This window comes from Cupriavidus sp. 30B13, from assembly GCF_049059565.2.
Lineage (GTDB): Bacteria > Pseudomonadota > Gammaproteobacteria > Burkholderiales > Burkholderiaceae > Cupriavidus.
The window spans coordinates 2,944,152-2,968,093 of record NZ_CP188224.1 but is presented as its reverse complement, the minus strand read 5'-3'; the positions used below and the strand labels follow the sequence as shown (position 1 = coordinate 2,968,093).

Here is a 23,942-nt window from a genome sequence, read left to right as displayed (position 1 = left end):
GGCCGGCGCCCACGATCAATCCATCGCCCACAGGTATGAGCTCCGACACCGCTGCCACCAACCCCACCAGCCTGGCGCCCAAGGCGCGCCGCACCACGCGCGAGGCGCGGGCGGAAGAACTGCGCAACAAGATCCTCGCCGCCGCGGCGCAGGTAGTCGGCCAGCATGGCTACGCCGACGCGTCCATCGGGCGCATCACCGAGGCGGCCGGCATTGCGCAGGGCACGTTTTACCTCTACTTCGAGTCGCGCCAGGCGCTGTTCGACGTGCTGCTGCCCCACGTGGGCGCCGGACTGCTGGCTTACGTGCGCAAGAAAGTGCACGGCGCGCATTCGTTCCTCGAGGTGGAGGAGCGTGGTTTTCGCGCTTTTTTCGAATTCCTGCGCACGAACCCGGGCTTCGTGCGGGTCCTGAACGAGGCCGAGGTCGCCGCTCCGGTGGCGCACGCGGCCCACATGAAGCTGCTGACCGAGCACTACGTGCAGTCGCTCCAGCGCAGCGTGGAAAGCGGCGAAATCCGCGAGTTCGAGGGCAAGGAGCTGGAAGCGCTGGCCTATGTGTTCCAGTCGGCGCGCAGTTATCTCTATTTGCGGTATGTGAAGGGGAGCGAGAAAACCAAGAAGCTCCCCGACTGGGTGGTCGAGACGTACATGAAACTGGTGCGTAACGGCCTGAAGTGACGGGCTGAAGCGGCGCGGCGATCCCTGCACAGGCGGGCGCCGCAGCGCGATGCAGTGTGGCTGGCCCGTCGGTGTCATGCAGATGGACAACGAGACCGACATGAGCATGGATGCAAGTGGCTGGAGCACTCGTCTGACTGACGAGCTGATCGGGCAGTACACACGAAGCGGAGCATGGCGCGGCCTGACCACGGAGCGGCTGGCAAGGCAGCGCGCGGATGAAGTGCCGGAGCGCATCGCGATCGTCGATGGTGAGCGGCGCCTCAGTTATGCCGGGTTGTTGCGGGAGGCCGAACGCATTGCCTGCGGCCTGCGCGATGCCGGTCTGGTGCCCGGCGACGTCGTCAGTTTCCAGTTGCCGAACTGGTGGGAAGCGGTGGCGATCAACCTGGCCGCCGCGCTGGGTGGCTGGGTCATCAATCCCATCGTGTCGATCTACCGCGATGCCGAGGTCGGTTTCATCCTGGACGACAGCCGGGCGCGCGCGATCTTCGTGCCCGAGCGATTCCGCAGCATCGACTATGACGCCATGCTGGAACGCATCCTGGCCGGCATCGCGCAGCCGCTCCTCGTGGTCACCGTGCGCGGCGAGTCGTCCGGCCGGAACGCCTTCGAGGAACTGGGCGTCGGCGCCGCGCCGTGGCGGCCATGTCAGGTTTCGCCCGACGCCGTCAAGCTTCTGCTCTATACCAGCGGCACTACCGGGCGGCCCAAGGGCGTGCTGCACAGCCACAACACGCTCATGGCCGAGCTCGACGCCGTGTCGCGCTTCTGGGACGTCACCGCGGATGACGTCGTGTTCATGCCGTCTCCGGTCACGCACATCACCGGCTATACCTACGCGCTGGAGTATGTCTTCGTCGCCGGGGTCAGGGTGGTGCTGATGGACCGCTGGGACGCCGGCGCCGCGCTGGCGCTGGTGCGCGCCGAAGGCGGCACCCTCACGGTCGCGGCCACGCCGTTCCTGGCGGAGCTGGCCGACGCCGTGGAACGCAGCGGTGTCGGCCTGCCTTCGCTGCGCATTTTCGCCAGTGGCGGGGCGCCGGTGCCACCTGAACTGGCGCGGCGCGCGGCGCGCCTCATGCCCGGCTGCGTGGTGTGCCGCGTCTATGGCAGCAGCGAGACACCGACGGTGACGCTCGGCATCCGTGCGCAGGAGGCGCGGGAGCGCGGCGCCGCGACCGACGGCCAGGTCGTCAACAATGAGGTCCGGATCGTCGATCCGGCCACCGGAGCGGCGTTGCCCTCCGGCGCCAGCGGCGAGATCCTGGTGCGTGGTCCGGAGGTCATGCTGGGGTATCTCCGCCCGCAGGACAACGCGGAGGCGTTCGACGCCGATGGTTACTTCCGCACCGGCGATCTCGGCTGCCTGTCGGCGGACGGTTTCATCACCGTGACCGGCCGCAAGAAAGACCTGATCATCCGTGGCGGCGAAAACCTCAGCCCGAAGGAGATCGAGGACGTCATCCACGCGCACCGGGACGTGCTGGAAGCCGCGGTTGTCGCCATGCCGCATGCGCGGCTGGGCGAAACGCCTTGTGCCTATGTCGTGCTGCGTCCCGGTGCTGGCATGACGCTGGATAGCCTGAGCCGGCACCTGGAACAGGCCGGGCTGGCACGGCAGAAGTTTCCCGAGCGGCTGTTCATGGTCGAGGCGATGCCCAAGACCGCCTCGGGCAAGATTCTCAAGCACGAACTTCGCGCCCGCGCGGCACAAGCCGGCGCGGCGCCCGAGACCGCCGCGTCCTGAACGGAGCCCCCCTTGAAGTCCATTCTCTTTTCCGCGTTGCCGCAGCATGTGGTGACGCCGCCCGATCGCGTGGCCATCGGTCCCGTGAGGCGATATTCGGTGCCGGAGGGTTCTGCTATGGGCCGGCACAGCGTCAACTCGCAGGGGAGTCGGCATGTCTGTTGATCCGACGCGCGTGCCGGCGGCCGCAATACCGCCGGGCTATGTCGCGATTCCCACTGAGCCTTTCATGGAGGCCGTGGGGCCGGTCTACCGCCGCATCAATGCGGCAGGGTACTGGGATATCGGCTGCCGGGCGATGCCGCATCACGGCAACCGCTTCGGCCGTATGCACGGTGGCATGCTCGCCACCCTCGCCGACTATGTCATCGGCTTCAACCTGCTGGCCGACGCGGACCCTCGGCTGCAACTGGCAACAGTGAGCCTCAACCTGGATTTCCAGGCCGGCGCGGGTATCGGTGAATGGATCGAAGCCACGGTTTGCATCGACAAGCCGGCGGGCCGGCTTCGCTTTGCGAGTTGCATGCTGCGCGGCGAGGGCGGGCGTTTGCTGCTGCGTGGCAGCGGCGTGTTTTCAGCCGTGATAGCGGGGCAATCATGCGCCTAGACCATGCCCGCGCACGGCAAGGCCAGGCCGCTGGAACGCACGCGCCGGATACCGGAGAGCGCCGCATGCTGCGCTTTGTCTCTCCGGCCGAATATGTGCAGGGTCCCGGCGCGCTGTCCTGCTTGCCGGCGTTCGCGGCGCGGGCAGGCACGAACGCGGCCATCGTGATCGACGGCGGCATCGACGAGATGGTCTCGCCGCTGATCGGCGAAGCCTATGGCCCACGCCACCCGCCGCCCAGATGCCGCATCGGCGGTGAAGTCACCCATGCCGCCATCGCCGCGTTGGCGCAGTCCCTGCCAGCCGATGCCGCGGTGGTGATCGGGGTGGGCGGTGGGAAGGCCATCGACATGGCCAAGGGTGCGGCGCGTGTGCGCGGCCTGCCGGTTATCTCGGTGCCGACGGTGGCTTCCAGCGACGCGCCCGCCAGCCGTGTCTATGCCGTCTACGACGACGCCCACCGGCTGGTCGCGGTGGAGCACATGCAGGCCAGCCCGCTGGCCGTGATCGCGGACACCGCGCTGATGGTACGGGCCCCGCTCAGACTGATGCGCGCAGGTATCGGCGACGCCATCGCCAAGAGCTTCGAGGCCGATGCCGCGTGGGCCGCGCAAGGCCGGAACATGCTCGGCAGCGCGCCGCCCGCGATCGGCAGGGCGATTGCCCGCGCGGCATATGACACGATCCGGCTGCAGGGGCAAGCGGGGCTCGCGGCCATGAAGCAGGGTGCGCCGGATGCGGCGTTCGAAGCGCTCGTGGAGGCTTGCGTGCTGATGTCCGGTCTGGGATTCGAGAACGGCGGGCTGTCGCTGGCGCATTCGGTCACGCGTGGCCTGATGTGCTCGCCGCATGGCGCGGACGCGCTGCACGGCGAGCATGTGGCTTACGGCGTCATGGTGCAGGTCGCAGCCGAGCGCCGCGACGGCGGCTTTATCGATGAGCTCGCCGGCTTTCTTCGCGACGTCGGGTTGCCGTTCTCGCTGCGGTCGATGTCGGGGCGCCGTGCAGAGCTGGCGGATTTCGCGCAGATCGCGGCAGCGACCATGCAGGCGCCGCATCTGGCCAATTTTCCCTTGCCGCTCGATGCCATGGCACTGGTGCGCGCCATGCAGGAGGTCGAAGCGCGCTCAGAGTCCACCGCCTCGCGCGGGCCGTGGCCATGATCTCGCGGCCCGCACCGAAACGCGGCGGGGGCAGTCACTGCGGCGAGGCGGACTGCGCCCGGCCCGCCTGGCGCAATGCCCCGCCGCGCGCGACCGATGAATGGGCGGCGCTGCGGCGCGAGGTGAAAGCGCTGGTGCGGCAGGCTGCCAGCGCCGCCACCCATCTGGATGCATGGCTGCGGCGCCAGCGCGGGCGCAGGCAGATTCTCGCCTTTGCTGCCGCGTGCGAGCTTGGCCTGGGAACGCAGTCGCAGATTCCACCGTGCCTGGAGACGATGCGCGGTATCGACAGTCCGGCGCTGCGAGCGTTGTTCTGGGCGGCAGTGAATCGGATCCGCGTGCGCGAGGCCAACACCGGCATGGGCGAGGCCGGCAGCATGGATGCGGAGGCGGCAGATCGCCTCCTGAACAATCGTGCCGGTGCGGCCTGCCCGTCCTGCATCGCGTTTTCCCGATTGGGCAGGCAGGCGGCTCCGGCCGCGCATCTGCTGGCGCGCGGGCAACGCATCCGCGACGTCGGACAGCAGCGCAGCGTCCAGTCCCGCTATGTCTGCGGGCACTGCGGGACCCAGTGGATTCAACAGCATCACCCGTGGGAGTTTTTCTCGCACTGGTACCGGGCGTAATGCGGGGTGACGGGTGACAGGCGCCGTCGCGGCCGCGCATGGCAAGCGGAGCAATCATTGTTTCATCGCAAGCAAATGGAGGAAGACGAATGAGATGGAGCGCAGACGAAGTAAAGATCCGGAAATTTGGCGGGCCGGAGGAATTTTATTTGGACCACGTCTCACTGCAAGAACCCGGCCCGGGTGAAGTTCTATTGCGGCAGGAGGCGGCCGGCGTCAACTTCATCGATACCTACCACCGGAAAGGCCTCTTTCCCATTGGCGAATTGCCGCGGGCGCTGGGTGTCGAAGGGGCCGGAGTCGTGGAAGCGATCGGTCCCGGCGTGACGAGCGTAAGAGTGGGGGAACGGGTCAGCTATCCTCGCTCGCCTGTGATCGGCGGATACGCCAGCCGCCGCACGATTCCGGAGTGGCTGTTGATGCGATTGCCGGATGGCATCGACACGGACACAGCCGCAGCCATCAGCTTGCGGGGGATGACGGCGCATATGCTGATGTCGCGCGTGCGGCCGCTGAATGCGGGCGATACCGTGCTGGTTCATAGCGCGGCGGGTGGGCTCGGGCTTGTACTCGTGCAGTGGGCGAAGGCGCTGGGGGTTCGCGTGATCGGGACGGTCGGCTCCCCGGCGAAAGCCGATCTGGCCAGCTCGGCCGGCGCCGACGCTGTCATCCTCTACAAGAACGCCGATTTCGTCGAGGCGACCAGGGAACTGACCAATGGCGCGGGGGTGGACGTCGTGTACGACGGCGTGGGCGGCGACAACTTCACCCGCTCGCTTGCCGTTATCAAGCCGTTCGGCATGGCCATCAACCTCGGGCAGTCCGGCGGACCGCTTCCCACCGTCGGTCTTGCGGAGCTCGGGCCCTATCAATCTCTTTCGGTTTCCGTCCCGGGATTGTCGCCGTACCTGCGCACGCTTGCCGCGGTTCAGCCGGCGGCGGACCAGGTATTTGCCCGTGTGCTGGACGGCACGCTCAAGGTCCACATCGGGGCGCGGTTTCCGCTGGCGCAGGCGGCCGATGCCCATCGGCTGATCGAGAGCGCACAGTCGACCGGATCCATCATTTTGCTGCCATAGGGATCATGGCGTCCTGAGAGTTAGCGGCGAGCCGCCCGTTGTGTGGCCGGCTCCGCCAACGAGTCCAATCTACCCGGTAGCGCAATCGAGAAGAGCGGCGGTAGCCGCGCCGTATCGAACCGACAAGCAAATCTTCCTGAATCCGCTCTGCGCTCACTGACTTCCAACATGGGCGCGCTACTGGCACGACTGCGCATATGGGCAGACGCTCGACAGCCTGCGCGAAGCGCATTTGGCCCTTTCCGCGGCGCACGTGGAGCCTGCCGGCCGGGTTCGCGTCATCTGCCTGCCGCGCTGGGCCGCCTGATCATCCCGGTCCTCACTTCTCTCAGGGCGCGCCATCCGAAGGTAACGCTGGAGCTGTCACTGACCGGCAAGATTTCAGACCCGATCAGCGAAGGGTGGGACATCGTGGTGCGCATTGGGGAATTGCCCGCGGATTGGGAGATGACGGTGCGCAAGCTCTGCGAGATGCGCTTCGGCCTGTATGCCTCGCCGGACTACCTCGCGCGCAGGGGCGAGCTGAACAGCATTGCCGACCTGGACGAGCATGACGCCGTGGTCTTCCGCGGCTAGACCGGACGCCTGCGCCCTTGGGCGCTTTTTGACGGCAAGGAGATCCGGCACATCTCGCCGGAGCCAGCGATTATCGTCGCTGACGGACAGGCGCTGACGGAAGCCCTCGTGCAAGGGCTTGGCATCTCACAGTTGTTATACGGCATGGTAAAGCCGTGTGTGGCGACTGGCCAGCTCGTCAACGTGCTGCCCGGCGCGAATATTCCCGGCCTGCCCGTCCACGCGATTATCCCGCAAGGCCAGAAAATGCCGGCCAAGACGCGGGCGGAGCTGAACCAGCTCGCGGACAGTATCCGATCGCCGGCATAAGGTTGGTGATGCGGATACAGGCACCGCGCCCGCTGGTTCAAGGCGGCCATTCGCTAGGAATCGAAGACTGTTGATTGCATAGCTCCTGCTTCGGTAGGCCGTCGTGCCACGAACCTATACGGCCGCCCAAACGAAGTCCGCTTGAGCGAGGTCTTGGTATCTGGGAAAGCACAATTATGGGGCCAATTTCGAGATCTCGCACCGCTGCAGCTTGTCGTGCCACCGTCGCGCGCAACCACGATCGCTGTCAGACGCTCGCCCCGCTTTATATAAGGCACCGCAATTGCGTCGGCTCACTGACTCAGGATGCTGGCGGATCGGATCCTCGAGCGTGCCTGAACCGAGCCATTCGCCCCCGGTCTTGATGACGTCTTTAAGCCGGTCCGTGATGCGCAGGTAAGCGTCGGAATCGTTCCGAACGTCGCAGCGCCACTCATCCGGTTTTGCTTACCCTGCCTTGTGCCCGTCATCTGTTCGGGGTTCGTGGAGCGGTTTGTTAGCTGGTCTAAGACAATCGCACGCGGCTCTTTTACTGGGAGGCTATCTGCACTACGTGCTATGTCGGATCGCCGATCACCCGATAAGCCGGATCGACGGACTACTCCCTTGTGCCTTGATACCGGACTGACGACACTCGCGTACATCCTGCGCCGCGTCGCCTTCATCGGAGACACGGGCTGCATCATCTTGGTCCGGCCAACGATTCGGGAACTGGCATGCGCTTGCGTGCGAGCCACGAGTCGCCGAACGTTTCGTGTTCCATACTGACCTTGCCGCAGTACTATGGGCGGCTCCCGTATTCATTGCCGCCAGTGGCATAGCCGCAGAGGTACTGGACTTTGTCGAAATTGACCTTGTTGTCGAGCGGCGCCTGTACTTGGCGCTGGCTCTGCCCGACGCCCGATGCGTGATTCGGATCGCTCCAGACATTGCGCATCTTGATGGCGTTGCCGGCAAAGGCACCGGCCAGAGCGCCGGCCGCGCCCGCGGGGATGTCTCAGTTGCCTGGTTGACAACCTGCGAGGCTTCCGTAATGACTGTCGCTCTGGTACCCGTCGTCGCAGAAACACTACCGACCCGAAGTGCTCCACCCAGGCGACCAGCCATCTGCTGGCTGCGGAGATACCCGAGATCGTCAGCGCCATCTGACTTGATACGACCAGACTCTCCTTAATGACTGATACATACATTCACAATTATGTCATGTATTTGCATCGAGTCAATGGAAGGGCGCTTCGCTACTCGGTCCTCCATGTGGGAAATGTGTGGCGTAATTGCATCGCTCCCCCGAGGTCTTCTCCGGCAGGTGCGGATTCCACTGGCGGCACCGCTCAGGTGGGGCCGCCCGCAATCGCGCTTCGCATAAAGAAAGCAATGTCAAAACTGATGCAATCGACGCGACAAACTCGTGTTGATGTTTGCATTGATCCCGCCAAAAGTTGGGCTTGTGAATTTTCTTTCTTTAATTGCACAATGACACTCGCCGCATTGATGGCGCACACACGAACGCATGAGGCGAACGTGATGCACTGACATGCCAGTTGCTGTCGTGTGGGAGCGACAGCAACCGAAAACATAGATTACGCGATACGTTGCCGCTGGCTTTACAAGAGCCAAGAGAGCAACGGTCGACGTAAAAAACATAAGCCGAAATCAGTTGTGAAGGGGTCGACAATGCACGCGGATCTTGCGTTGCGGATGATGGCAAGTTTGCTATGGACAGGCCTGACGATATGCCTGCCCTTACTCGCCGTGATCATGGCTGTGGGACTGGCAATCAGTCTTCTACAGGTGGTCACGCAAGTTCAGGAAATGTCACTCACTTTTGTCCCGAAGCTTGTTGCGACGGGCATTGTCCTCATTGCCCTCGGCCCCTGGATGTTGCGGCAGCTGACAAGCTATTCGGCGCAACTCTGGGCAAGCATCCCAAGCCTGTTCTGACGGCGGTCCCGCATGTTTTCCGCAGGCAGCCTCGCGTGGTACGGGCCGTGGGTGGCATCCGTGTTGTTGATGAGCATACGTATCGGCATGGTATTCGCCATGACGCCGATCCTGACCGGCATGCCCATGCCGGCCTCGGTCCGTATCATGCTTGTGCTGGGGCTTGCCGTTGCCTTGGGAGGGGTGCTGCCCAATACGACCCTGCGCGGCGCAGTTGATGCCAGCGACTTGCTGCGTGCGGTGGGAATCGAATTTTCGATCGGCGTGGTACTGGCCCTGGGAGTCACCCTGGCGTTTGCCACGTTCTCAGTCGCTGGGCGCATCTTGGACATTCAGATCGGCTTCGGTATTGGCCAGTTGTTCGATCCCGCAACGCGGCAGAACCTTCCCATCCTAACTGGCGCGTTCAGCCAGTTGGGCTTGCTTTGTTTCTTTGCCGTCAATGGCCACCACACGGTGCTACGTGCCCTTGCCTATAGCTTCGAGCAGTTTCCGATGGGTGAACCCTGGCCGTTGTCCGAAAGCCTGCCTGTTGTCTTGCGGCATGCCGCTGGCGTGTTTGCACTTGGTTTTTCTTTGGTAGCCCCCGTGGTGACGTGCCTGTTACTGGTGGAGCTTGGTCTTGGCGTGGTGGCGCGCAACCTGCCACAAATGAATATGTTCGTGATGGGTATGCCGGTCAAGGTCATCGTGGGCCTGTCCGCGTTGGCCGCCTGGATCGGTGGCGCTGGCGATGTCGTTAGCAGGATCTTTACTTCGGTGTTTCGCGGCTGGGAGGCGTTGTTCCGGTAATGGCCGACGAGGACTTTGACAAGAGCGAGACGGCTTCGGCATACAAGCTGGAGCGCGCGCGCGAGCAGGGGCAGGTTGCCAAAAGCACTGAGATCACGGCCCTGTGCGTCTTTGTCACGGCCATTGCGTGCCTGAACGCGCGTGGAATCGAGGGGGTCCTGGCGCAGTTTCGTTTCGACCTGGGAATCCTGCAGCGAGTTTCCCAAGCGGAGAGCGTCGCGCAGTTGTGGACGCTAATCGGAAGTTCGCTCGAACACATCGGCGCGTCGCTGGCATCCTTCCTGGCGATGATCGTGATTGCCGCAATAGCGGGTAATGTGCTTCAAACCGGACTGATGTTCGCGCCGAAAGTGTTGCAGCCTGACTGGACCCGCCTCAATCCAGTAACGGGGCTCCGTCGCTTGTTCACCATGCGGACGTTGTTCGAGGCACTACGTGCTTGCGTGAAGCTGACGTTGCTAGTGCTTGTTATCTACTATGCGCTGGCCGCACTTCTTCCCCAGTTCCACCATCTGGCCGCGTTGCAGCCCCGCCGCTATATCGAGGTCGTGGTCGGCGATATCGCGTCTGTTGGTTTTCGGATCGCAATGATCCTGTTGCTGATCGCGGCGGTGGATATTCTTTTCATGCGGCGCCAGTTTGCCAACCGAATGCGAATGAGCAAACGCGAAGTGCGCGACGAGCATAAGCAGCGCGAAGGCGATCCCCGCGTGCGGGCCAGGCAGCGCGAAATCCGTCAGCAGATGCGCAGGCGCTCTGCAACGCTGACACGCGCGGCGGGCGCGGACGTGGTCATTGCCAACCCGACCCATCTTGCGGTCGCGCTCGAATATCGCCATGGCCAGATGGAATCGCCTAGGGTTGTCGCCAAGGGCGGTGGGCCGCTCGCGCTGGCCATTCGCCGGATCGCCCACCAGCATGGCGTGCCTGTCGTGGAGAACCGCCCGCTCGCGCGTGCCTTGTTCCGGCAGCTCGACATCGGTCACCATGTACCGCAGTCCCTGTACGCGGACGTTGCCAGGATCATGGTGTGGGTGTTGGCGATGCAGCGCTCGCGTAGGGCCGCGTTGCAGTTGGCTACCGGAAGTCCGGAGCGAGAGGCGATCAAATGAAGATGTTACAACGCCTGTTCGCTCGGCAGGGCGACATCGTCCTTGTCGCGTTGGTGCTGGGGATCTTGCTGGTTCTTTTCGCGCCGATTCCGCGCGGGGTGCTGGACTTCCTCATCCTGACGAATTTCTCTTTCGCCTTCCTTATATTGCTGCTGACGTTTTACATGGCTAGGCCGGTGGAGTTCTCCACCTTTCCGTCGCTCTTGCTGATCGCTACGTTATTCCGGCTCTCACTCAACGTTGCAGCAACGCGCCTGATTCTGTCCGACGCCGACGCTGGGCGCGTCATTGCGGCAATAGGTTCCTACGTAGTCGGCGGCAACTACGTGATCGGCCTCATCGTTTTCCTGATCCTCATCGTCGTGCAGTACGTGGTAGTGACCAGCGGCGCGCAGCGCGTGTCGGAGGTGGCCGCGCGCTTTACGTTAGACAGCATGCCGGGCCAGCAGATGAGCATCGATGCCGATCTCAATATGGGGTTCATCGATCAAGAGGAAGCGCAACGTCGCCGGAAGAACCTAGAGAAGGAAGCCGCCTTCTATGGAGCGATGGACGGCGCTAGCAAGTTCGTCAAGGGTGATGCGATCGCGGGCATCATCATCATGTTGATCAATATCATCGGGGGCTTGGTCATCGGCACGATGCAATTCGGTATGCGGTGGTCAGAGGCGCTGCAGACCTACACGCTATTGACCATCGGGGACGGCATCGTGACACAAGTACCCGCGCTGGTCATTGCCGTTGGCACGGGTATCATCGTCACGCGGTCGGCCTCCGATTCTAACCTGAGCCATGAAGTGCTGCGTCAGGTGACATCATTTCCGAAGACGTTGCTGCTGGTGGCCTGTGCCCTCGGGGGACTGGTCATGCTGCCCGGTATTCCCGCGTTGCCGGTGGTTGTACTGCTGGCCTGCGTGCTGGCTATTGCATTCTTTGCATATCGATCTCGCAAGGCAGAGGCCGCCCCGGCGGAAGAGGCTGACGAGGGTGCCAATGGCGCGGCGAAAGCGGATAGCGACACCTATGCAGCACTGGCTGTCGAGCCCATCGAGGTACACGTGGGAACACAATGGTTGCCCCTTGTTCGCAAGGACGGCGGCTTGTTCATGGATCGCATCGCGCTGTTCCGCAAGCAGCACGCACAGGAGCTTGGGCTGGTGCTGCCACCCGTGCGGTTCCGCGAGGGGGCGCGCATGGGGCCGTCGCAATACGAGATCCACGTCGACGGCGTGGTCCGAGCGAAAGCCGATGTACAGATGGAGCGCCTGCTGGCAATCCATCCTTCCGGTGACACGCGAGCCATTCCTGGCGAGATTACCAAGGACCCTACCTACGGTTTGCCTGCGCTCTGGATCGGGCCGGAACAGCGCGAGGCGGCCACTGCTGCTCGTTTTACCCTGGTCGATGCGCAAACCGTCTTCCTGACGCACCTCACCGAAGTTCTGCGACGGGAGTCGGCCACATTGCTGACCCGCGCCGATACGGAGCGGTTGCTTGCACGGGTCCGGGAATCGCATCCAGGTCTGGTTGAAGAATTGATCCCTACCGTGCTGTCTCTGGGCGACGTACAGAAGGTGATGCAGAACCTATTACGGGAGAAGGTCAGTATCCGGCATATCGAGGCCATCCTGGAGACTCTCGCCGATGTGGGGCGCACTACCAAGGACTCGCTTGCGTTGACCGAGGCCGTACGCCAGCGGCTGGGCCATGCTATCTGCCAGGCGTTGGTCGGCGATGCCGGAGCGCTTCAGGTGCTGACACTTGATGCCACCATGGAGGCAAGTTTCCTACAAGGTTTGCAGGCGGCCGAACCCGGCGGGCATTTTGCATTGGAGCCGCGCATGGCGGAGCAATTCATCCAGCGCTTGGTGTTTCAGGCGGAGAAGATGATGAAAAGTAATCTCTTGCCTGTGGTGTTGTGTTCGCCGGAATTACGCCGGCATATCCGAAGCTTGTCGGAGCGGGTGTTGCCGCATCTGCGTGTGATTTCGATGGCGGAGGTGCCGCATGCCATCGAGTTGAAGTCGTTCGGCATCGTAACTCTCTAGCCAGAAGGAAGACAATCGTGCAACAGACACTGGGCGTGGCTCTGTTGGGAATGCAGCAGGATGCTAGTCAGTTGGACCGGATCGCAATGAATCTTGCCAATGCGGCGAGCCCGGGATATCGGCGCGACGTCGGTGCCATGCAGTCCACTCAGGTACTGTTCAATGCCTTGCCGTTTGCCGCCCATCTGGCGATGGGCGATGGAGCGACAACCGGCGCATACACCTCGGGCAGGCAGGCGGCATTGACACCGCTGTCGCTGACCGACACGCGTGCCGGCACGCTGCGAGCCACGGGCCAGAAACTGGACGTGGCGCTGACGGGACAAGAGTTTTTTGAAGTCGCTACAGAAGCTGGCCCCGCCTATACGCGTGATGGGCAGTTCAGGCTAGACGTGAGGGGCCGGTTGGTGACGGCGAACGGAAACGCTGTTATGGGCCGTGGTGGCGAAATCGTACTAACCACATCCACCCCCATCATCGACAGCACTGGCGTGGTGCGGGAGAACGGCAATGTGGTGGCGCAGTTAAAGCTGGTGACATTTGCCGATCCGAAAGCACTCAAGCGGCTTGGCGACGGGATGTGGGAGCAGGGCGCCGGCATGACGCTGGTGCAGGAAGGCGCGACCGTGGTTCGGCAGGGGTTCCTCGAGAACAGCAACGTTAACTCCTTGGCCGAGATGACGGAACTGATCCGGACGATGCGACATTTCGAATCGATGCAGAAAGTGACGCAGCACTACGATGAGATGACCGGCAATGCGATTCGCAAGCTGGGTGAGATGTAATACGGCACGGAACCCGGGCAGATAAACAAGCAAAGGAAGGAGGACAAGATGCTGGATGCACTCTTCATTGCGGCGACAGGCATGCAGGCGCAGCAGACCAACGTGGATACTATTGCCAATAACCTAGCCAACGTCAACACGCCCGGATTCAAGAAGGGCCGCGTGAGCTTTTCTGACCTGATCACGCAGGACGCCACCAAGCTTCTGGGCATTGCCGGGGATGCGGCTGCCGGCGTTAGCGGCGCCACCACCCGGGTCGGTGTCGGCGTGGGTATCGCTAACATGGACAAGGTGCTCGACGTTGGTGATCTGAAGAAGACTGACTCGGCATTTGACGTCGCTATTGCCGGCCAGGGGTTCATTGAAGTCCAAATGCCAGATGGCACCCGCGCGTTCACGCGCGGCGGGACGCTGAAGGTCAACCAGGACGGCATGCTCGCCACACAAACTGGCTACGCGCTCAAGCCCGGCATAGCCATCCCGGAGAACGCGACGGACATGCAGATCGGAGCCGATGGACATGTAATGGTGCGCCTAAGCGGGCAGACCACACCGACGGACGCCGGCCAGCTTGAACTCGTCAGGTTCCCGAACGCGGGCGCTGTGACCGCGATGGGAGACAACCTGTACCGCACTAATGAGAACGCAGGCGAACCTATTGCCATGCGTGCGGGCGATGACGGTACATCGCAGATCCAGCAGGGTTTTCTGGAAGGGTCCAACGTCAAGCTTGTCGACGAGATGGTGGGCCTTATGATTGCGCAGCGCGCGTATGAGGCCAACGTCAAGATCGCGCAGGCGTCGGACGAGATGCTCGGCATGGTCAACAATCTGCGGCGATGAACGTGAATCAGGTCGCTCCCTGCCGATCCATGCTTGCCCTGACGTGGATGCTAGCGTTGGCGGCGCTGCTGCCTGCGCACGCACGGGCGGGTGCTAGCGCGCACGTCGCGCTCGCCGACCAAGTACAGGTTCGGCGGCCCGAGGTGTTGCTTGGCGATGTCGCACAATTACGCAGCGGCGACCTGGACACACTTCGCCAACTAATGTCGCTATCGATCGGGCCGGCTCCCAGGGCAGGCGACGCGGTAGTCCTAGATCGGCGCATGATCGCCCGGTTCGCCCAGGCCCGGCTCCGGGTGGCAGAAGGTGCGATCGAATGGGAGGGCGCGCAGAGCGTTCGCATCGAGCGTGCCACGCAGTCAATTGCGGGAGATCGGCTTGTCGGTGCAGCGCGCGAGCAGTTGGACGGATGGCTGAGGGGGCGCTACCAGCGCTTCAGCTTGGCGGCCACCCAAGACGTCAGCGTGCTGCAGGTGCCCGCCGGTGACGTGGAGGTGCGAGCCCGGGAGTTGCCCGACAACCTTTTACCCACGCGGCGGATGGTGGTTTGGCTAGATGTATGGGTTGGCGGTGTCTTCGTGCGGACCGTCCCGGTTTCCTTCGAGGTCAGCGTCTACCAGCAAGGCTGGGTGGCGCAGCGCGATGTGCGCGCCGGCGAGACCTTGCAGGCCAGCGCCTTCGAGCCTCGCGTGATCGATATCGCCCGCGCGGGCGGCGTGCCGCTCGCCGTGGTGCCCGAAGGAGGGCGCGTGCGCCACACGGTCCTGGCGGCGACTCCCCTGCTTGCGGCCGCGGTGGAGGCCGCGCCCGCTGTAGTACGTGGCCAGACTGTCGTCTTGCGTAGCCATATGGGTGCCATTGCTCTGGAAGCACGCGCCGAGGTACTGCAAGACGGTTGGCGGGGGGGCCATGTGCGCGTACGCATGCCTGCTGCGAAGGATTCCATTATGGCCCGCGTCATCGACGGCGGCCATGTCGAGTTGGTGCAGTAGATGCCGATACGAAGGGTATAGGGAACACATCGAAACCATGTCCAGAACTGATTGGTCACGCCGAATCATGCGCCTGTGTGCCGTGGCGCTGCTCGTTGCTAGCACATGCGTCAATGCGGAGAGCTTGTACTCCGAACAACGATTCCGTCCGCTGACTGCCGACAACAAGGCGTTCCGGCTTGACGACGTCATTACCGTGCAGGTCTACGAGAACGCATCAGCCGCCGCCAATGCCGACACGGCCACGCGCCGCAAGAACGACGTCGGAGGCAACCTTACGGTGTCCCGCACGCCGCCGTTCACCGCCAATCTGGCCGTGGGGGGAGACTTCGATGGCGGTGGACGCACCAGCCGCACGGGCAAGGTACTCGCGTTGCTCACGGTTCGCGTGCAGGAAATTCTTCCCAACGGCGACTTGCGTGTTGCAGGCGAGCAATTGCTGGTCATCAATGGCGAGCAGCAGCGCATCAACCTCGAGGGCCGCGTGCGACCGCTGGATATTTCCGATGGAAACGTCGTGCTGTCCACGCGGATCGCGGACGCAAAGATTACTTACGTGGGCGATGGCGACCTGTCGGAACGACAGACGCGCGCCTGGTGGCGCAAGGTGATCGATTGGTTGGGACTGTAATGAACGGCATGTTGCGCAAGCGATGGATGACAGCTTGTGGCGGTACGCTTGCCGCCGCAGCTCTGCTGCTCGGTGCCGTGGGCGCGCAAGCGGCCACGGAGGCCCCGGTGCGAGTCAAGGACCTCGGCAAGTTGCACGGTTGGCGCGAGAACGCGCTGGTTGGCTATGGTGTTGTGACTGGCCTGGCCGGTACCGGCGACGCGCCCACGAATCGTTCGACGAGGCAGGCCCTGGCCAATGTATTTTCGCAGTTCAACATGACCGTAGCCCCGGAACAGGTTCAGAGCCGCAACGTCGCCGTGGTCATGGTTACGGCGTCGTTACCGACGTTCGCGCGTGAAGGCGATACTGTCGACGTCACGGTCACCTCAGCCGGGGACGCACGCAGTCTGGTCGGGGGCACCTTGTTGCTGACACCGATGAAGGCCCCCAATGGTCGGGTCTATGCCTTGGCGCAGGGCCCGCTATCCGTCGGCGGCTATCGCTATGACGCCAACGGTAACGTGGTACAGAAGAACCATCCGACCGTGGGTTCAATCCCGGCCGGGGCGACCGTAGAGGTGGGAGTCCAGGCCAACATGGTCGACGAGCGCCAAAACGTGACCTTCGTGCTAGCCGAGCCTGACTACACCACCGCAAACCGCGTTGCCAATGCCATCAACGCGCAACTTGGCGCGTCACTGGCGGAGGCGCGCGATGCCACCGGCATCGAAATCAGTATTCCCGATGCGCTGCGGGCGCACCCTGTGGGTTTCTACTCCCGCATCGAGAACGTCACCGTGGAGCCGGACCGACGCGCCAAGGTGGTCATCAACGAACGTACAGGCACGGTGGTTACGGGAGGCGACGTCCGTATCGATAAGGTGGCCATTTCTCATGGAGACCTAAAGATTTCCATTGTCAGTGAGAACATGGCATCGCAGCCATTGCTGGTGCGGCAGGCTGGGCCAGGCGTGCGGACAGCCATCGTGACCAACACACGTGTGGACGTGGACGAACGCAATTCACCAGCGTTTGTCGCTGCAACCAACAACACGGTCGCGGATCTGGTCCAGTCGCTGGCCCAGATGAAGACCAACACGCGGGACATCATCTCGATCCTGCGCGCGGTCAAGGCAGCCGGCGCGTTGCACGCCGAACTGGTCGTGCAATAGCAACCGAGCGATGCGCAGGATATGCCGCGGAGCACTGGACAAGAAGAGCAAGGCAGACGTGAAGCAATACATGATGGGAAACCGGAAGACACCATGATTACAGGGATTGAAGGTCTGACCACGGCAGCGCTGTCCGCGGCGCTCGATGCCGCATCGATGCAGCAGCGCGTCATCGCCGCGAACATCGCCAATGTCAATACACCCGGCTACGTGCCTATGCGCCTGCAATTTTCAGCGCACCTGGATGCACTCGCGATGCCGGGGCGGGGTGGTGCCGGTACGGACCCGGCGACACTGCTGGCGGTCAGCATGGACTTGCGCCAAGCCCGTGACGCCAGCGGGGTGATGGACACAGTACAACCGGACCAGGAGGTTGCCGCAATGTCCGAGAACGCGCTGCACTACCAGGCCCTTGCTACCGCGCTCGACAAGCATTACTCGATTCTCACCAGCGCCGTCTCCGACGGTAAGCGATAGGTATCACATGGATTACCAGCAATCCTTTGCAGTTAGCGCGCTGGGCATGAGCCTGGAGCGCATGCGTGTGGATGTGTCCGCGCTGAACATTGCCAATGCCAATTCGGTGCTCGGCGCCGTTGGCGCGCCCTACCAGCCAATGCGTGTGGTGTCCTACGCGCAGGGACCATTCGCGATTCCGGGTCCCTCGATGGATGCGGGGGCCTTCACCAATATGATCGATCGCGCGCTGGCCGCGCCGGTGGCTTGGCTGGAGCCCACAGCCATGCCGCCGCGCCAGATGTACGAGCCCGGCCATCCCTACGCGGATGCCAAGGGGTTTGTGTCATATCCGGGTGTGGACACCGCAACCGAGATGATGACGATGCTGTCGGCCACGCGCGCGTATGAGGCCAACGTGGCCGCGATGAACATGGCGCGCGCGATGGCCATGAAGGCCCTGGAGATCGGAGGCAACACATGAACGTGGAAGCTGTTGGCGAGATTGCGGCCGCTGCGGCCGCGGCGACAGCCGGCCAAGCGAGCCCGCAGGCAGTCGTTGCAAACCCGTTGCTCGTTGGAGCTACCGGTCAGGCGTCATTTGGCGGAATGGTCTCGGGTGGATTGGAGCAGATCAACCAGACGCTGCTGACAAGCCAGCAGGACATGCAGAACCTGGCAATCGGCAATGTGCAGAACCTGCATCAAGTCATGATCCGCCTAGAGGAAAGCAAGATCACTTTCCAACTGATGTTGCAGATGCGCAACCGCATGCTCGAGTCCTATCAGGACGTCATGCGCATGCAGGTATGACGTGCAAACCGACCGGCAAGGATGAACAGGTGACGAAGTGCTGAAGGAATTCTGGAATGGATTGTCTCGCGTGCGCCGGGCAGGCCTGGGGATTGGTGCGGCGGCGATTGTCGCTGCAACCGTGTTCGCAGGCGTCTGGCTGCTCCCCGCTGAGGATCAGGTGCTGTTCGCCGACCTGGCGCCGCAAGATGCCGCTGTGATGACAGCGGAACTCGACCGCATGAAGGTGCCATATCGCCTATCGAACGATGGTTCGACCATTCTGACCGACGGAGATGTGGTTCATAAGACCCGGCTTAAGCTGATGGGTAAAGAGTTGCCTCTGCACGGCGGGGTGGGTTTCGAATTGTTCAATGGGGGCGATTTTGGCATGACTGAGTTCGCCCAGAAGGTAAATTACCAGCGTGCCCTACAGGGGGAACTGACGCGGACTATCTTGTCGATCTCGGATGTGAAGGCGGTGCGCGTGCATATCGCGCTGCCGGAGGATGGGTTGTTCAAACGTAACGACAGCAAGCCGAAGGCATCCGTAACTCTTGCGCTCAAGGATGGCAAGACGCTCGCACCGGAGCAGACAACTGGCATCCAGCGACTGGTGTCGGCATCCATTGCTGGGTTGGTTAGTCAGGACGTGACGATTCTTAATGAGCAGGGCGTGGCCCTCACCCGTGCGGTCCAGTCCGACGGCGGATCAGACGGCTCGGCGCGACTTGACTTGAAGCGCGATACGGAGAACGCCCTCGCAAAAAAGGCGGTTAACGTGTTGGAGCGCACGTTCGGCGCAGGGCAGGTGGTGGCCAGCGTCGATGTGACGCTGAGCATGGACGCAGTACGGATCACCACGGAGGACGTGGTGGGTACGCCCGGGCGTGGCAACCAGGCGCTGACTGGCGTCGTGGTGCGCGAGCGCGAGAGCAACCATGACGGCGGCGCACCGTTGAGCGTCCGCGATGGTGTCGGCGGCAGCGCGCAGCGGGAAGTCGAGTATCAGGTTGGCAAGCGCGTCGAGCAGGTGATTGGCCAGCCCGGCGCGGTCAAGCGGATGCAGGTACTAGCGGTCATCAAGCGCGGCCTGTCCCCTGAGCAGATCGAGCAGGCCAAGGCCATGCTCGCTACCGCGACGGGCGCGATGGCGGAACGCGGTGATGTGGTACTGGTCCAGACGATGAGTGCATATGGTGCCGACATGCTGCCAGACGACGCGTCTCCGTCGGATCGCACGGACACCGCAGCTGCGGCCACGCCTGCGTCCGAACGGGCAAGCGGGCATGGGGATGCCGGCACCTTTGGCCCCGGCCTAGTGCTATCTGCACTGCTGGCGGCCGTATTGTTCGGCGGGTTCGGTTGGTGGCTCGGCCGCCTACGTAGCGGCGCACGAGCCGGCGTGGCGACCATGACGGGCGCGGAGCGCGAGGCCATGCTCGCGCAGTTGAGATCGTGGTTGAACGATCCGGGACAAGGACATGGCGGGGACCGGCGATGATGGCTGCGATCTCTCCGTTTCCCGATCTGACATTGGATGAGGACACGGTCGTGGCAGGACAGCGTCGCGCTGCGCTGGCGCTACACGCGATGGCTGCCGCTGATCGTGAATGGGTGCTCGACCAACTTCCAAAGGCGGACCGGCTCACGCTCCGGCGGTTGACTGAAGAGCTGGCACGCCTTGGCGTGCCGCAAGACCGCCAGTTGCTCGAGCTGACGCGTCAGGCGTTGCCAGCGGTGGACGCTGGCGAAAGTGTTGGCGCACGTCGCGTGGATCCGGCCGTCGGCCTGTCGCGCGACGCGCTGGTGGTCCGGGTGGCCGCGTTGCCGCCGGAGATCGTGGTGCAGTTGTTGCTCAGGGAGCCGGTGGCACTGGCAGCCAGACTGCTGGCGATCAGTACATGGCCATGGAAGGCGTCGCTGATGCAGCGGCTCGGCCCGGTCCGTGCGCGCCGTATCACAGACCACATGCTGATGGATTCGGTGCCGGACGTCGGGCATCAGCGCGACGAGGCGCTCCTGCGCGCGTTGCTGCGGCGCGCGGAGGGATTCCACCCAGATGACGTGACCGAAGAACGGTCCAAGGGAGCGACGCTGAATGGCCTCGTCAACCGGTTCGGTACCCGTCTCGGCGGCTGGATCAGGATATGGAGACGGGCAACACAATGAACATCGACCAGGAATCCCGGGTGCTGAAGATCGCCGTGCTGGAGGAGGCACCGCGCGCATTGCCACGGTGGCCGGCACGCGCGCCGGTGCTGGCGGTACAGCCGACCTCGATGTTGGAGCCGGCTGTCGCCACGGGGGGCGTTCAACCCATGCCGGCGTCTGGCGCGGCTAAACAGACGGACCGTGCTCCGGCAGCGGACGATGCCGAGGCACGTGGCTATGCGGTGGGTTTGGAGCGTGGCATGAACGAGGGCATGGCCGCAGCCCGCGTGCAGATAGCGGAAGCTGCCGGGCAGGCCGCCGCCGCGGCCCGCGAAGAGGTTGTCAGCGCTCAGACCGGCGAACGCGCCCGGATTGATGCCGCGCTGGCCGAGCACGCGTTGCTGACGCACCGCGTGCTGGAGCAGGTCCAGCGCAAGCTGGACGACAGCCTGCATGGCATGGAAGCCCAGGCCGCGGCGATTGCCTACGAGGCAACATGCCGAATTGTCGGCGCAGCTGCCCCAGAACCTGAGGCGATCCGGCACGTGATCGTGGCAGCATTCGCCGAACTGCAAGGCAAGGCCGTCCTGCGCGTGCGCCTGCATCCGGACGATTTCACGACCTTCCACGCGGGCCATGATTCGTCGTCGCTGACCGCGCGCTACCCGGCGGTGACGTGGGCGGCCGATGAAGGTGTGGCAATCGGCGGATGCCTCGTCGATACCGTGGCTGGCACGCTGGACGCGCGTATCGAGACGCAGTTGCAGAAGCTCGGTCGTGCATGGCGGGAGGCCGCCGCTACGGTCCCGGCCGATTCCGATCGGGATGGCGACTAATGACAGGAACGCTGGCAGCCGTGCGCGCCTCGACGCTTCGCGCCGCCCTGACTGGCCGCATAGGTACAGTGCGGCAGCTGTCCGGGCTGGCTATCGAAGCTGATGGTCCCGACGCGGTAATCGGCGAGGTCTGCACCATCCTGCCGCGCCACGGCGGCGCACCAGTGCACGCGGAGATCGTTGGTGTACGCCCAGGTGCCGTGACGCTGATGCCGTATGCGGCTGCGCATGGGCTGGGCGTTGGTAGCGAAGTGGTTGCGACGGGTCGAATGGCAAGCATCGGGGTTGGCGTCAGGCTGTTAGGACGCGTTATCGACGGATTTGGCGAGCCCCTGGATGGGAAGCCGAGGCCAGGGTGCTCGGTACGTCGACCGCTGCATGCGCGACCCCTGAATCCGATGGAGCGACCGCGCATCGAGCACGTGCTGGAGACCGGTGTGCGTAGCCTGGACACGCTGCTGACGTTAGGGCAGGGCCAGCGCGTCGGCATCTTCGCGGGCAGCGGCGTTGGCAAGAGCACCCTGCTCGGCATGGTGGCGCGCCATGTCAAAGCGGACATTAACGTGATCGCACTGATTGGCGAGCGCGGCAGGGAAGTGCGCGAGTTCATCGATAAGCAACTGGGCGAGGAGGGCCTGCGGCGATCCGTGGTGGTAGTTGCAACTTCCGACCAGCCAGCACTGGCGCGCGTGCACGCCGCATACGCTGCGATCTCCATTGCGGAGCATTTCCGCGACGAAGGCAGGCAGGTGCTGCTGACCATGGATTCCGTCACGCGGCTGGCCATGGCACGCCGTGAAATCGGCCTGTCCGCCGGCGAGCCACCGACCGCCCGTGGGTACACGCCATCGGTTTTCGCCGAACTGCCACAATTGTGCGAGCGCTGTGGCACGGCGGCTGGCGGCGGCAGCATCACGGCGTTGCTCACGGTGCTGGTGGAAGGCGACGACATGAACGAGCCGATTGCCGACTGTCTACGCGCTACGCTGGATGGCCATATCGTATTGTCCCGCGCGATCGCGCACCAGGGCCGGTATCCGGCCATCGATGTGTTGCAGAGTGCCAGCCGCCTGATGTCGGACCTTGTTGACGCACCCACGCGGGCGCTGGCAACCGAAGTCGTGCGCTTGCTGGCTGTGTTGGAGCGCAATCGACAACTAGTTGACATCGGCGCCTACGAGGCGGGCGGCAATGCGGAGCTGGATGCGGCGCTGGCGGTGGCCCCTGCCTTGCGCGCGTTCCTTGCGCAGCGCGAGGGTGGCGAGTCGCGCGACGCATCGCTGCAGGCGCTTCGTCAAGCCCTTGCGCAGTCCGCCGCAGCGACGCGGATGCATGGTGGTCCCCAGGTGGAGAGCCGACATGGATAGTCGCGGTTTCCACTATAGCCTGGATCCGGTACTGAAGCAGGCCACATGGCAACTCGATGCCGCGAAGCTTGCACTGGGGCGTGCCTGCGCGGCGCTGGCGCAAGAGCAGGCCCGGCAGACGAAGCTGGACGCGGACTACGCGGGGGCCGCACGAGAGCTTTCGACCGACGATGGTGGCGTGATCGACCTTGCCCGCCGCAGACACGCGCTGCGTTACCTCGGCCAGATGCGGACTCACCTGGAGGAAGGCAAACGGCAACTGGAGCGGTCAGTGGCGGCACGCAACGAAGCCTTGGAGGCTCTCAATGCGGCGCACCGCGCCATGGAGTTGCTGGACCAGCACAGGGCCGACATGCGGCGTGCCTATGCGGCAGAGCGTGCGCGCCGCGCCGGCGCGGCACAGGACGAGGACTGGACGGCGCGCCGGGCTTGGCGAGCAGCCGCCGTTGCCATGACTGACCAGGAGGCATCGCCCCGATGATCGCAATGAACCCGTTCCCGCAAGGCGGTTTACCGGACTTGCCAAAGCAGGCGGCCAGCCGGGAGTCGGTGCCCCCACCGACCAGCCCGTCCCAGGATTCAGGCGGTTCGGCTTGGCTGCGCGAAATGGAGCTTGCCGAGCGCCAGGACTGGTTCCAGGGTGCGCTGAGCTACCGTGCTCATCCGCATGCCACGCCGTCGGGGGCGAGCGCGGCACCCGCCCAGTCGCCCCTAGTGAAGGCCTCCTCCGGAGCCGCGCTTGCCGCGCGCATCGCGCTGGATCGCCTGAGTGCGGCAAGCGCTGAGACCTGGCGCGCGGAGACATGGGGGGGCGTGCCCACGGTGCCAGTCTGGGCTGACGCAAGCGATGACAAGCACGCCGCCTTGCACAACGCGCAAACGGTGCAAGCTCCGATGGGAGACGCGCGCATCGCAGCAATGGGACCCGCTGGCACGACGGCGACGACAACAGGGAACCATGCGCGGGCCTCGTCGGGCCAGCGTTCCATCGCGGATGTCGACGGCATGGGGGAGGCAACGCCGCTGCGGCTCCATCTTGAGTTTCACGCGGAGGGCGCGCGCTTGTGGATCGGCACGCGAACTGGCACGGCGACCGAGATAGAGCAGGCGATCGCGGCGGTTCGCCACCGACTGGCGCGGGAGGGCAGGTCGCTCGTCAGCGTGACCTGCAACGGCAAACCATGGCAGGCAGACCAGGCCGCCCGGACCTGGGGGTCGGGCGTGACGAACCAACACAACGAAGGATAAG

25 protein-coding genes and 1 pseudogene are annotated in these 23,942 nt (G+C 63.8%); 25 read left to right on the top strand and 1 reads right to left on the bottom strand.

The window, feature by feature from the left end:
- Positions 1–35: 35 nt before the first annotated feature.
- From ACKI2N_RS32385 to ACKI2N_RS32355, 7 genes and pseudogenes are all read left to right on the top strand, one after another.
- The gene (locus ACKI2N_RS32385; protein ID WP_420997946.1) at positions 36–680 is read left to right on the top strand and encodes a TetR/AcrR family transcriptional regulator; all 645 of its coding nucleotides are present in this window, start codon (positions 36–38) and stop codon (positions 678–680) included.
- An 82-nt stretch (positions 681–762) separates the two neighbouring features.
- Complete coding sequence (locus ACKI2N_RS32380; protein ID WP_420997945.1) at positions 763–2,430, top strand: AMP-binding protein; 1,668 nt, start codon at positions 763–765, stop codon at positions 2,428–2,430.
- 154 nt (positions 2,431–2,584) lie between these two features.
- Entirely contained in the window at positions 2,585–3,037 is a 453-nt protein-coding gene (locus ACKI2N_RS32375) for a PaaI family thioesterase (RefSeq protein ID WP_420997944.1), read from the top strand.
- Between the two features lie 65 nt (positions 3,038–3,102).
- The gene (locus ACKI2N_RS32370) at positions 3,103–4,200 is read left to right on the top strand and encodes an iron-containing alcohol dehydrogenase (RefSeq protein WP_420997943.1); all 1,098 of its coding nucleotides are present in this window, start codon (positions 3,103–3,105) and stop codon (positions 4,198–4,200) included.
- Complete coding sequence (locus ACKI2N_RS32365) at positions 4,191–4,826, top strand: hypothetical protein (RefSeq protein ID WP_420997942.1); 636 nt, start codon at positions 4,191–4,193, stop codon at positions 4,824–4,826. The genes ACKI2N_RS32370 and ACKI2N_RS32365 overlap by 10 nt, the downstream gene beginning before the upstream one ends.
- A gap of 149 nt (positions 4,827–4,975) precedes the next feature.
- Positions 4,976–5,905 carry a quinone oxidoreductase family protein gene (locus ACKI2N_RS32360; RefSeq protein ID WP_420997941.1) on the top strand — a complete coding sequence of 310 codons (930 nt, stop codon included), beginning with the start codon at positions 4,976–4,978 and terminating at the stop codon, positions 5,903–5,905.
- Positions 5,906–6,073: 168 nt separating this feature from the next.
- Positions 6,074–6,790: pseudogene (locus tag ACKI2N_RS32355) on the top strand (substrate binding domain-containing protein).
- Positions 6,791–7,571: 781 nt separating this feature from the next.
- Here the strand turns inward: ACKI2N_RS32355 and ACKI2N_RS32350 are convergent.
- Complete coding sequence (locus ACKI2N_RS32350; RefSeq protein WP_420997940.1) at positions 7,572–7,727, bottom strand: hypothetical protein; 156 nt, start codon at positions 7,725–7,727, stop codon at positions 7,572–7,574.
- A 737-nt stretch (positions 7,728–8,464) separates the two neighbouring features.
- Here ACKI2N_RS32350 and ACKI2N_RS32345 point away from each other — a divergent pair.
- From ACKI2N_RS32345 to ACKI2N_RS32260, 18 genes are all read left to right on the top strand, one after another.
- A complete protein-coding gene (locus ACKI2N_RS32345; protein WP_420997939.1) occupies positions 8,465–8,731 on the top strand; it encodes a flagellar biosynthetic protein FliQ in 267 nt (88 codons plus the stop codon).
- A gap of 69 nt (positions 8,732–8,800) precedes the next feature.
- On the top strand, positions 8,801–9,523 hold the full coding sequence (locus ACKI2N_RS32340; RefSeq protein WP_426990881.1) for a flagellar biosynthetic protein FliR: 723 nt from the start codon (positions 8,801–8,803) through the stop codon (positions 9,521–9,523).
- A complete protein-coding gene (locus ACKI2N_RS32335) occupies positions 9,523–10,635 on the top strand; it encodes an EscU/YscU/HrcU family type III secretion system export apparatus switch protein (protein WP_420997937.1) in 1,113 nt (370 codons plus the stop codon). Before ACKI2N_RS32340 ends, ACKI2N_RS32335 begins: the two co-directional genes overlap by 1 nt.
- The gene (gene flhA, locus ACKI2N_RS32330) at positions 10,632–12,683 is read left to right on the top strand and encodes a flagellar biosynthesis protein FlhA (RefSeq protein ID WP_420997936.1); all 2,052 of its coding nucleotides are present in this window, start codon (positions 10,632–10,634) and stop codon (positions 12,681–12,683) included. The genes ACKI2N_RS32335 and flhA overlap by 4 nt, the downstream gene beginning before the upstream one ends.
- A 17-nt stretch (positions 12,684–12,700) precedes the next feature.
- A complete protein-coding gene (locus tag ACKI2N_RS32325; protein ID WP_420997935.1) occupies positions 12,701–13,468 on the top strand; it encodes a flagellar hook-basal body protein in 768 nt (255 codons plus the stop codon).
- Positions 13,469–13,516: 48 nt separating this feature from the next.
- Complete coding sequence (gene flgG / locus ACKI2N_RS32320) at positions 13,517–14,311, top strand: flagellar basal-body rod protein FlgG (protein WP_420997934.1); 795 nt, start codon at positions 13,517–13,519, stop codon at positions 14,309–14,311.
- Between the two features lie 2 nt (positions 14,312–14,313).
- Positions 14,314–15,303 (top strand): flagellar basal body P-ring formation chaperone FlgA, encoded by a 990-nt coding sequence (gene flgA, locus ACKI2N_RS32315; protein ID WP_420997933.1) that lies wholly within the window; start codon positions 14,314–14,316, stop codon positions 15,301–15,303.
- Between the two features lie 124 nt (positions 15,304–15,427).
- On the top strand, positions 15,428–15,934 hold the full coding sequence (locus ACKI2N_RS32310) for a flagellar basal body L-ring protein FlgH (RefSeq protein ID WP_420997931.1): 507 nt from the start codon (positions 15,428–15,430) through the stop codon (positions 15,932–15,934).
- Positions 15,934–17,088 carry a flagellar basal body P-ring protein FlgI gene (locus tag ACKI2N_RS32305; RefSeq protein ID WP_420997930.1) on the top strand — a complete coding sequence of 385 codons (1,155 nt, stop codon included), beginning with the start codon at positions 15,934–15,936 and terminating at the stop codon, positions 17,086–17,088. Before ACKI2N_RS32310 ends, ACKI2N_RS32305 begins: the two co-directional genes overlap by 1 nt.
- Positions 17,089–17,181: 93 nt before the next feature.
- Positions 17,182–17,565, top strand: a complete 384-nt coding sequence (gene flgB, locus ACKI2N_RS32300; protein WP_420997929.1) for a flagellar basal body rod protein FlgB — start codon at positions 17,182–17,184, stop codon at positions 17,563–17,565.
- 7 nt (positions 17,566–17,572) lie between these two features.
- Positions 17,573–18,028 carry a flagellar basal body rod protein FlgC gene (flgC, locus tag ACKI2N_RS32295; protein WP_420997928.1) on the top strand — a complete coding sequence of 152 codons (456 nt, stop codon included), beginning with the start codon at positions 17,573–17,575 and terminating at the stop codon, positions 18,026–18,028.
- Positions 18,025–18,357, top strand: coding sequence for a flagellar hook-basal body complex protein FliE (gene fliE / locus ACKI2N_RS32290; protein ID WP_420997927.1), 333 nt, complete (start codon positions 18,025–18,027; stop codon positions 18,355–18,357). Before flgC ends, fliE begins: the two co-directional genes overlap by 4 nt.
- A gap of 37 nt (positions 18,358–18,394) precedes the next feature.
- Positions 18,395–19,840: a flagellar basal-body MS-ring/collar protein FliF gene (fliF, locus tag ACKI2N_RS32285; RefSeq protein ID WP_420997926.1), complete on the top strand. Its 1,446-nt coding sequence runs from the start codon at positions 18,395–18,397 to the stop codon at positions 19,838–19,840.
- On the top strand, positions 19,837–20,508 hold the full coding sequence (locus ACKI2N_RS32280; RefSeq protein WP_420997925.1) for a hypothetical protein: 672 nt from the start codon (positions 19,837–19,839) through the stop codon (positions 20,506–20,508). The genes fliF and ACKI2N_RS32280 overlap by 4 nt, the downstream gene beginning before the upstream one ends.
- Positions 20,505–21,326, top strand: coding sequence for a FliH/SctL family protein (locus tag ACKI2N_RS32275; protein WP_420997924.1), 822 nt, complete (start codon positions 20,505–20,507; stop codon positions 21,324–21,326). Before ACKI2N_RS32280 ends, ACKI2N_RS32275 begins: the two co-directional genes overlap by 4 nt.
- Complete coding sequence (locus ACKI2N_RS32270; RefSeq protein ID WP_420997923.1) at positions 21,326–22,693, top strand: FliI/YscN family ATPase; 1,368 nt, start codon at positions 21,326–21,328, stop codon at positions 22,691–22,693. The genes ACKI2N_RS32275 and ACKI2N_RS32270 overlap by 1 nt, the downstream gene beginning before the upstream one ends.
- Positions 22,686–23,174 carry a flagellar export protein FliJ gene (locus ACKI2N_RS32265; RefSeq protein ID WP_420997922.1) on the top strand — a complete coding sequence of 163 codons (489 nt, stop codon included), beginning with the start codon at positions 22,686–22,688 and terminating at the stop codon, positions 23,172–23,174. Before ACKI2N_RS32270 ends, ACKI2N_RS32265 begins: the two co-directional genes overlap by 8 nt.
- A complete protein-coding gene (locus tag ACKI2N_RS32260; protein ID WP_420997921.1) occupies positions 23,171–23,941 on the top strand; it encodes a hypothetical protein in 771 nt (256 codons plus the stop codon). The genes ACKI2N_RS32265 and ACKI2N_RS32260 overlap by 4 nt, the downstream gene beginning before the upstream one ends.
- Position 23,942: the final 1 nt, after the last annotated feature.

What these genes read in the sequence shown, in the direction of transcription:
- ACKI2N_RS32385 (WP_420997946.1), top strand. Translation starts at nt 36, where the DNA reads ATGAGCTCCGACACCGCTGCCACCAACCCCACCAGCCTGGCGCCCAAG.
- ACKI2N_RS32380 (WP_420997945.1), top strand. Translation starts at nt 763, where the DNA reads ATGGACAACGAGACCGACATGAGCATGGATGCAAGTGGCTGGAGCACT.
- ACKI2N_RS32375 (WP_420997944.1), top strand. Translation starts at nt 2,585, where the DNA reads ATGTCTGTTGATCCGACGCGCGTGCCGGCGGCCGCAATACCGCCGGGC.
- ACKI2N_RS32370 (WP_420997943.1), top strand. Translation starts at nt 3,103, where the DNA reads ATGCTGCGCTTTGTCTCTCCGGCCGAATATGTGCAGGGTCCCGGCGCG.
- ACKI2N_RS32350 (WP_420997940.1), bottom strand. Translation starts at nt 7,727, where the DNA reads ATGCGCAATGTCTGGAGCGATCCGAATCACGCATCGGGCGTCGGGCAG.
- ACKI2N_RS32345 (WP_420997939.1), top strand. Translation starts at nt 8,465, where the DNA reads ATGCACGCGGATCTTGCGTTGCGGATGATGGCAAGTTTGCTATGGACA.
- ACKI2N_RS32340 (WP_426990881.1), top strand. Translation starts at nt 8,801, where the DNA reads ATGAGCATACGTATCGGCATGGTATTCGCCATGACGCCGATCCTGACC.
- ACKI2N_RS32335 (WP_420997937.1), top strand. Translation starts at nt 9,523, where the DNA reads ATGGCCGACGAGGACTTTGACAAGAGCGAGACGGCTTCGGCATACAAG.
- flhA (WP_420997936.1), top strand. Translation starts at nt 10,632, where the DNA reads ATGAAGATGTTACAACGCCTGTTCGCTCGGCAGGGCGACATCGTCCTT.
- flgG (WP_420997934.1), top strand. Translation starts at nt 13,517, where the DNA reads ATGCTGGATGCACTCTTCATTGCGGCGACAGGCATGCAGGCGCAGCAG.
- ACKI2N_RS32305 (WP_420997930.1), top strand. Translation starts at nt 15,934, where the DNA reads ATGAACGGCATGTTGCGCAAGCGATGGATGACAGCTTGTGGCGGTACG.
- flgB (WP_420997929.1), top strand. Translation starts at nt 17,182, where the DNA reads ATGATTACAGGGATTGAAGGTCTGACCACGGCAGCGCTGTCCGCGGCG.
- flgC (WP_420997928.1), top strand. Translation starts at nt 17,573, where the DNA reads ATGGATTACCAGCAATCCTTTGCAGTTAGCGCGCTGGGCATGAGCCTG.
- fliE (WP_420997927.1), top strand. Translation starts at nt 18,025, where the DNA reads ATGAACGTGGAAGCTGTTGGCGAGATTGCGGCCGCTGCGGCCGCGGCG.
- ACKI2N_RS32280 (WP_420997925.1), top strand. Translation starts at nt 19,837, where the DNA reads ATGATGGCTGCGATCTCTCCGTTTCCCGATCTGACATTGGATGAGGAC.
- ACKI2N_RS32275 (WP_420997924.1), top strand. Translation starts at nt 20,505, where the DNA reads ATGAACATCGACCAGGAATCCCGGGTGCTGAAGATCGCCGTGCTGGAG.
- ACKI2N_RS32270 (WP_420997923.1), top strand. Translation starts at nt 21,326, where the DNA reads ATGACAGGAACGCTGGCAGCCGTGCGCGCCTCGACGCTTCGCGCCGCC.
- ACKI2N_RS32265 (WP_420997922.1), top strand. Translation starts at nt 22,686, where the DNA reads ATGGATAGTCGCGGTTTCCACTATAGCCTGGATCCGGTACTGAAGCAG.
- ACKI2N_RS32260 (WP_420997921.1), top strand. Translation starts at nt 23,171, where the DNA reads ATGATCGCAATGAACCCGTTCCCGCAAGGCGGTTTACCGGACTTGCCA.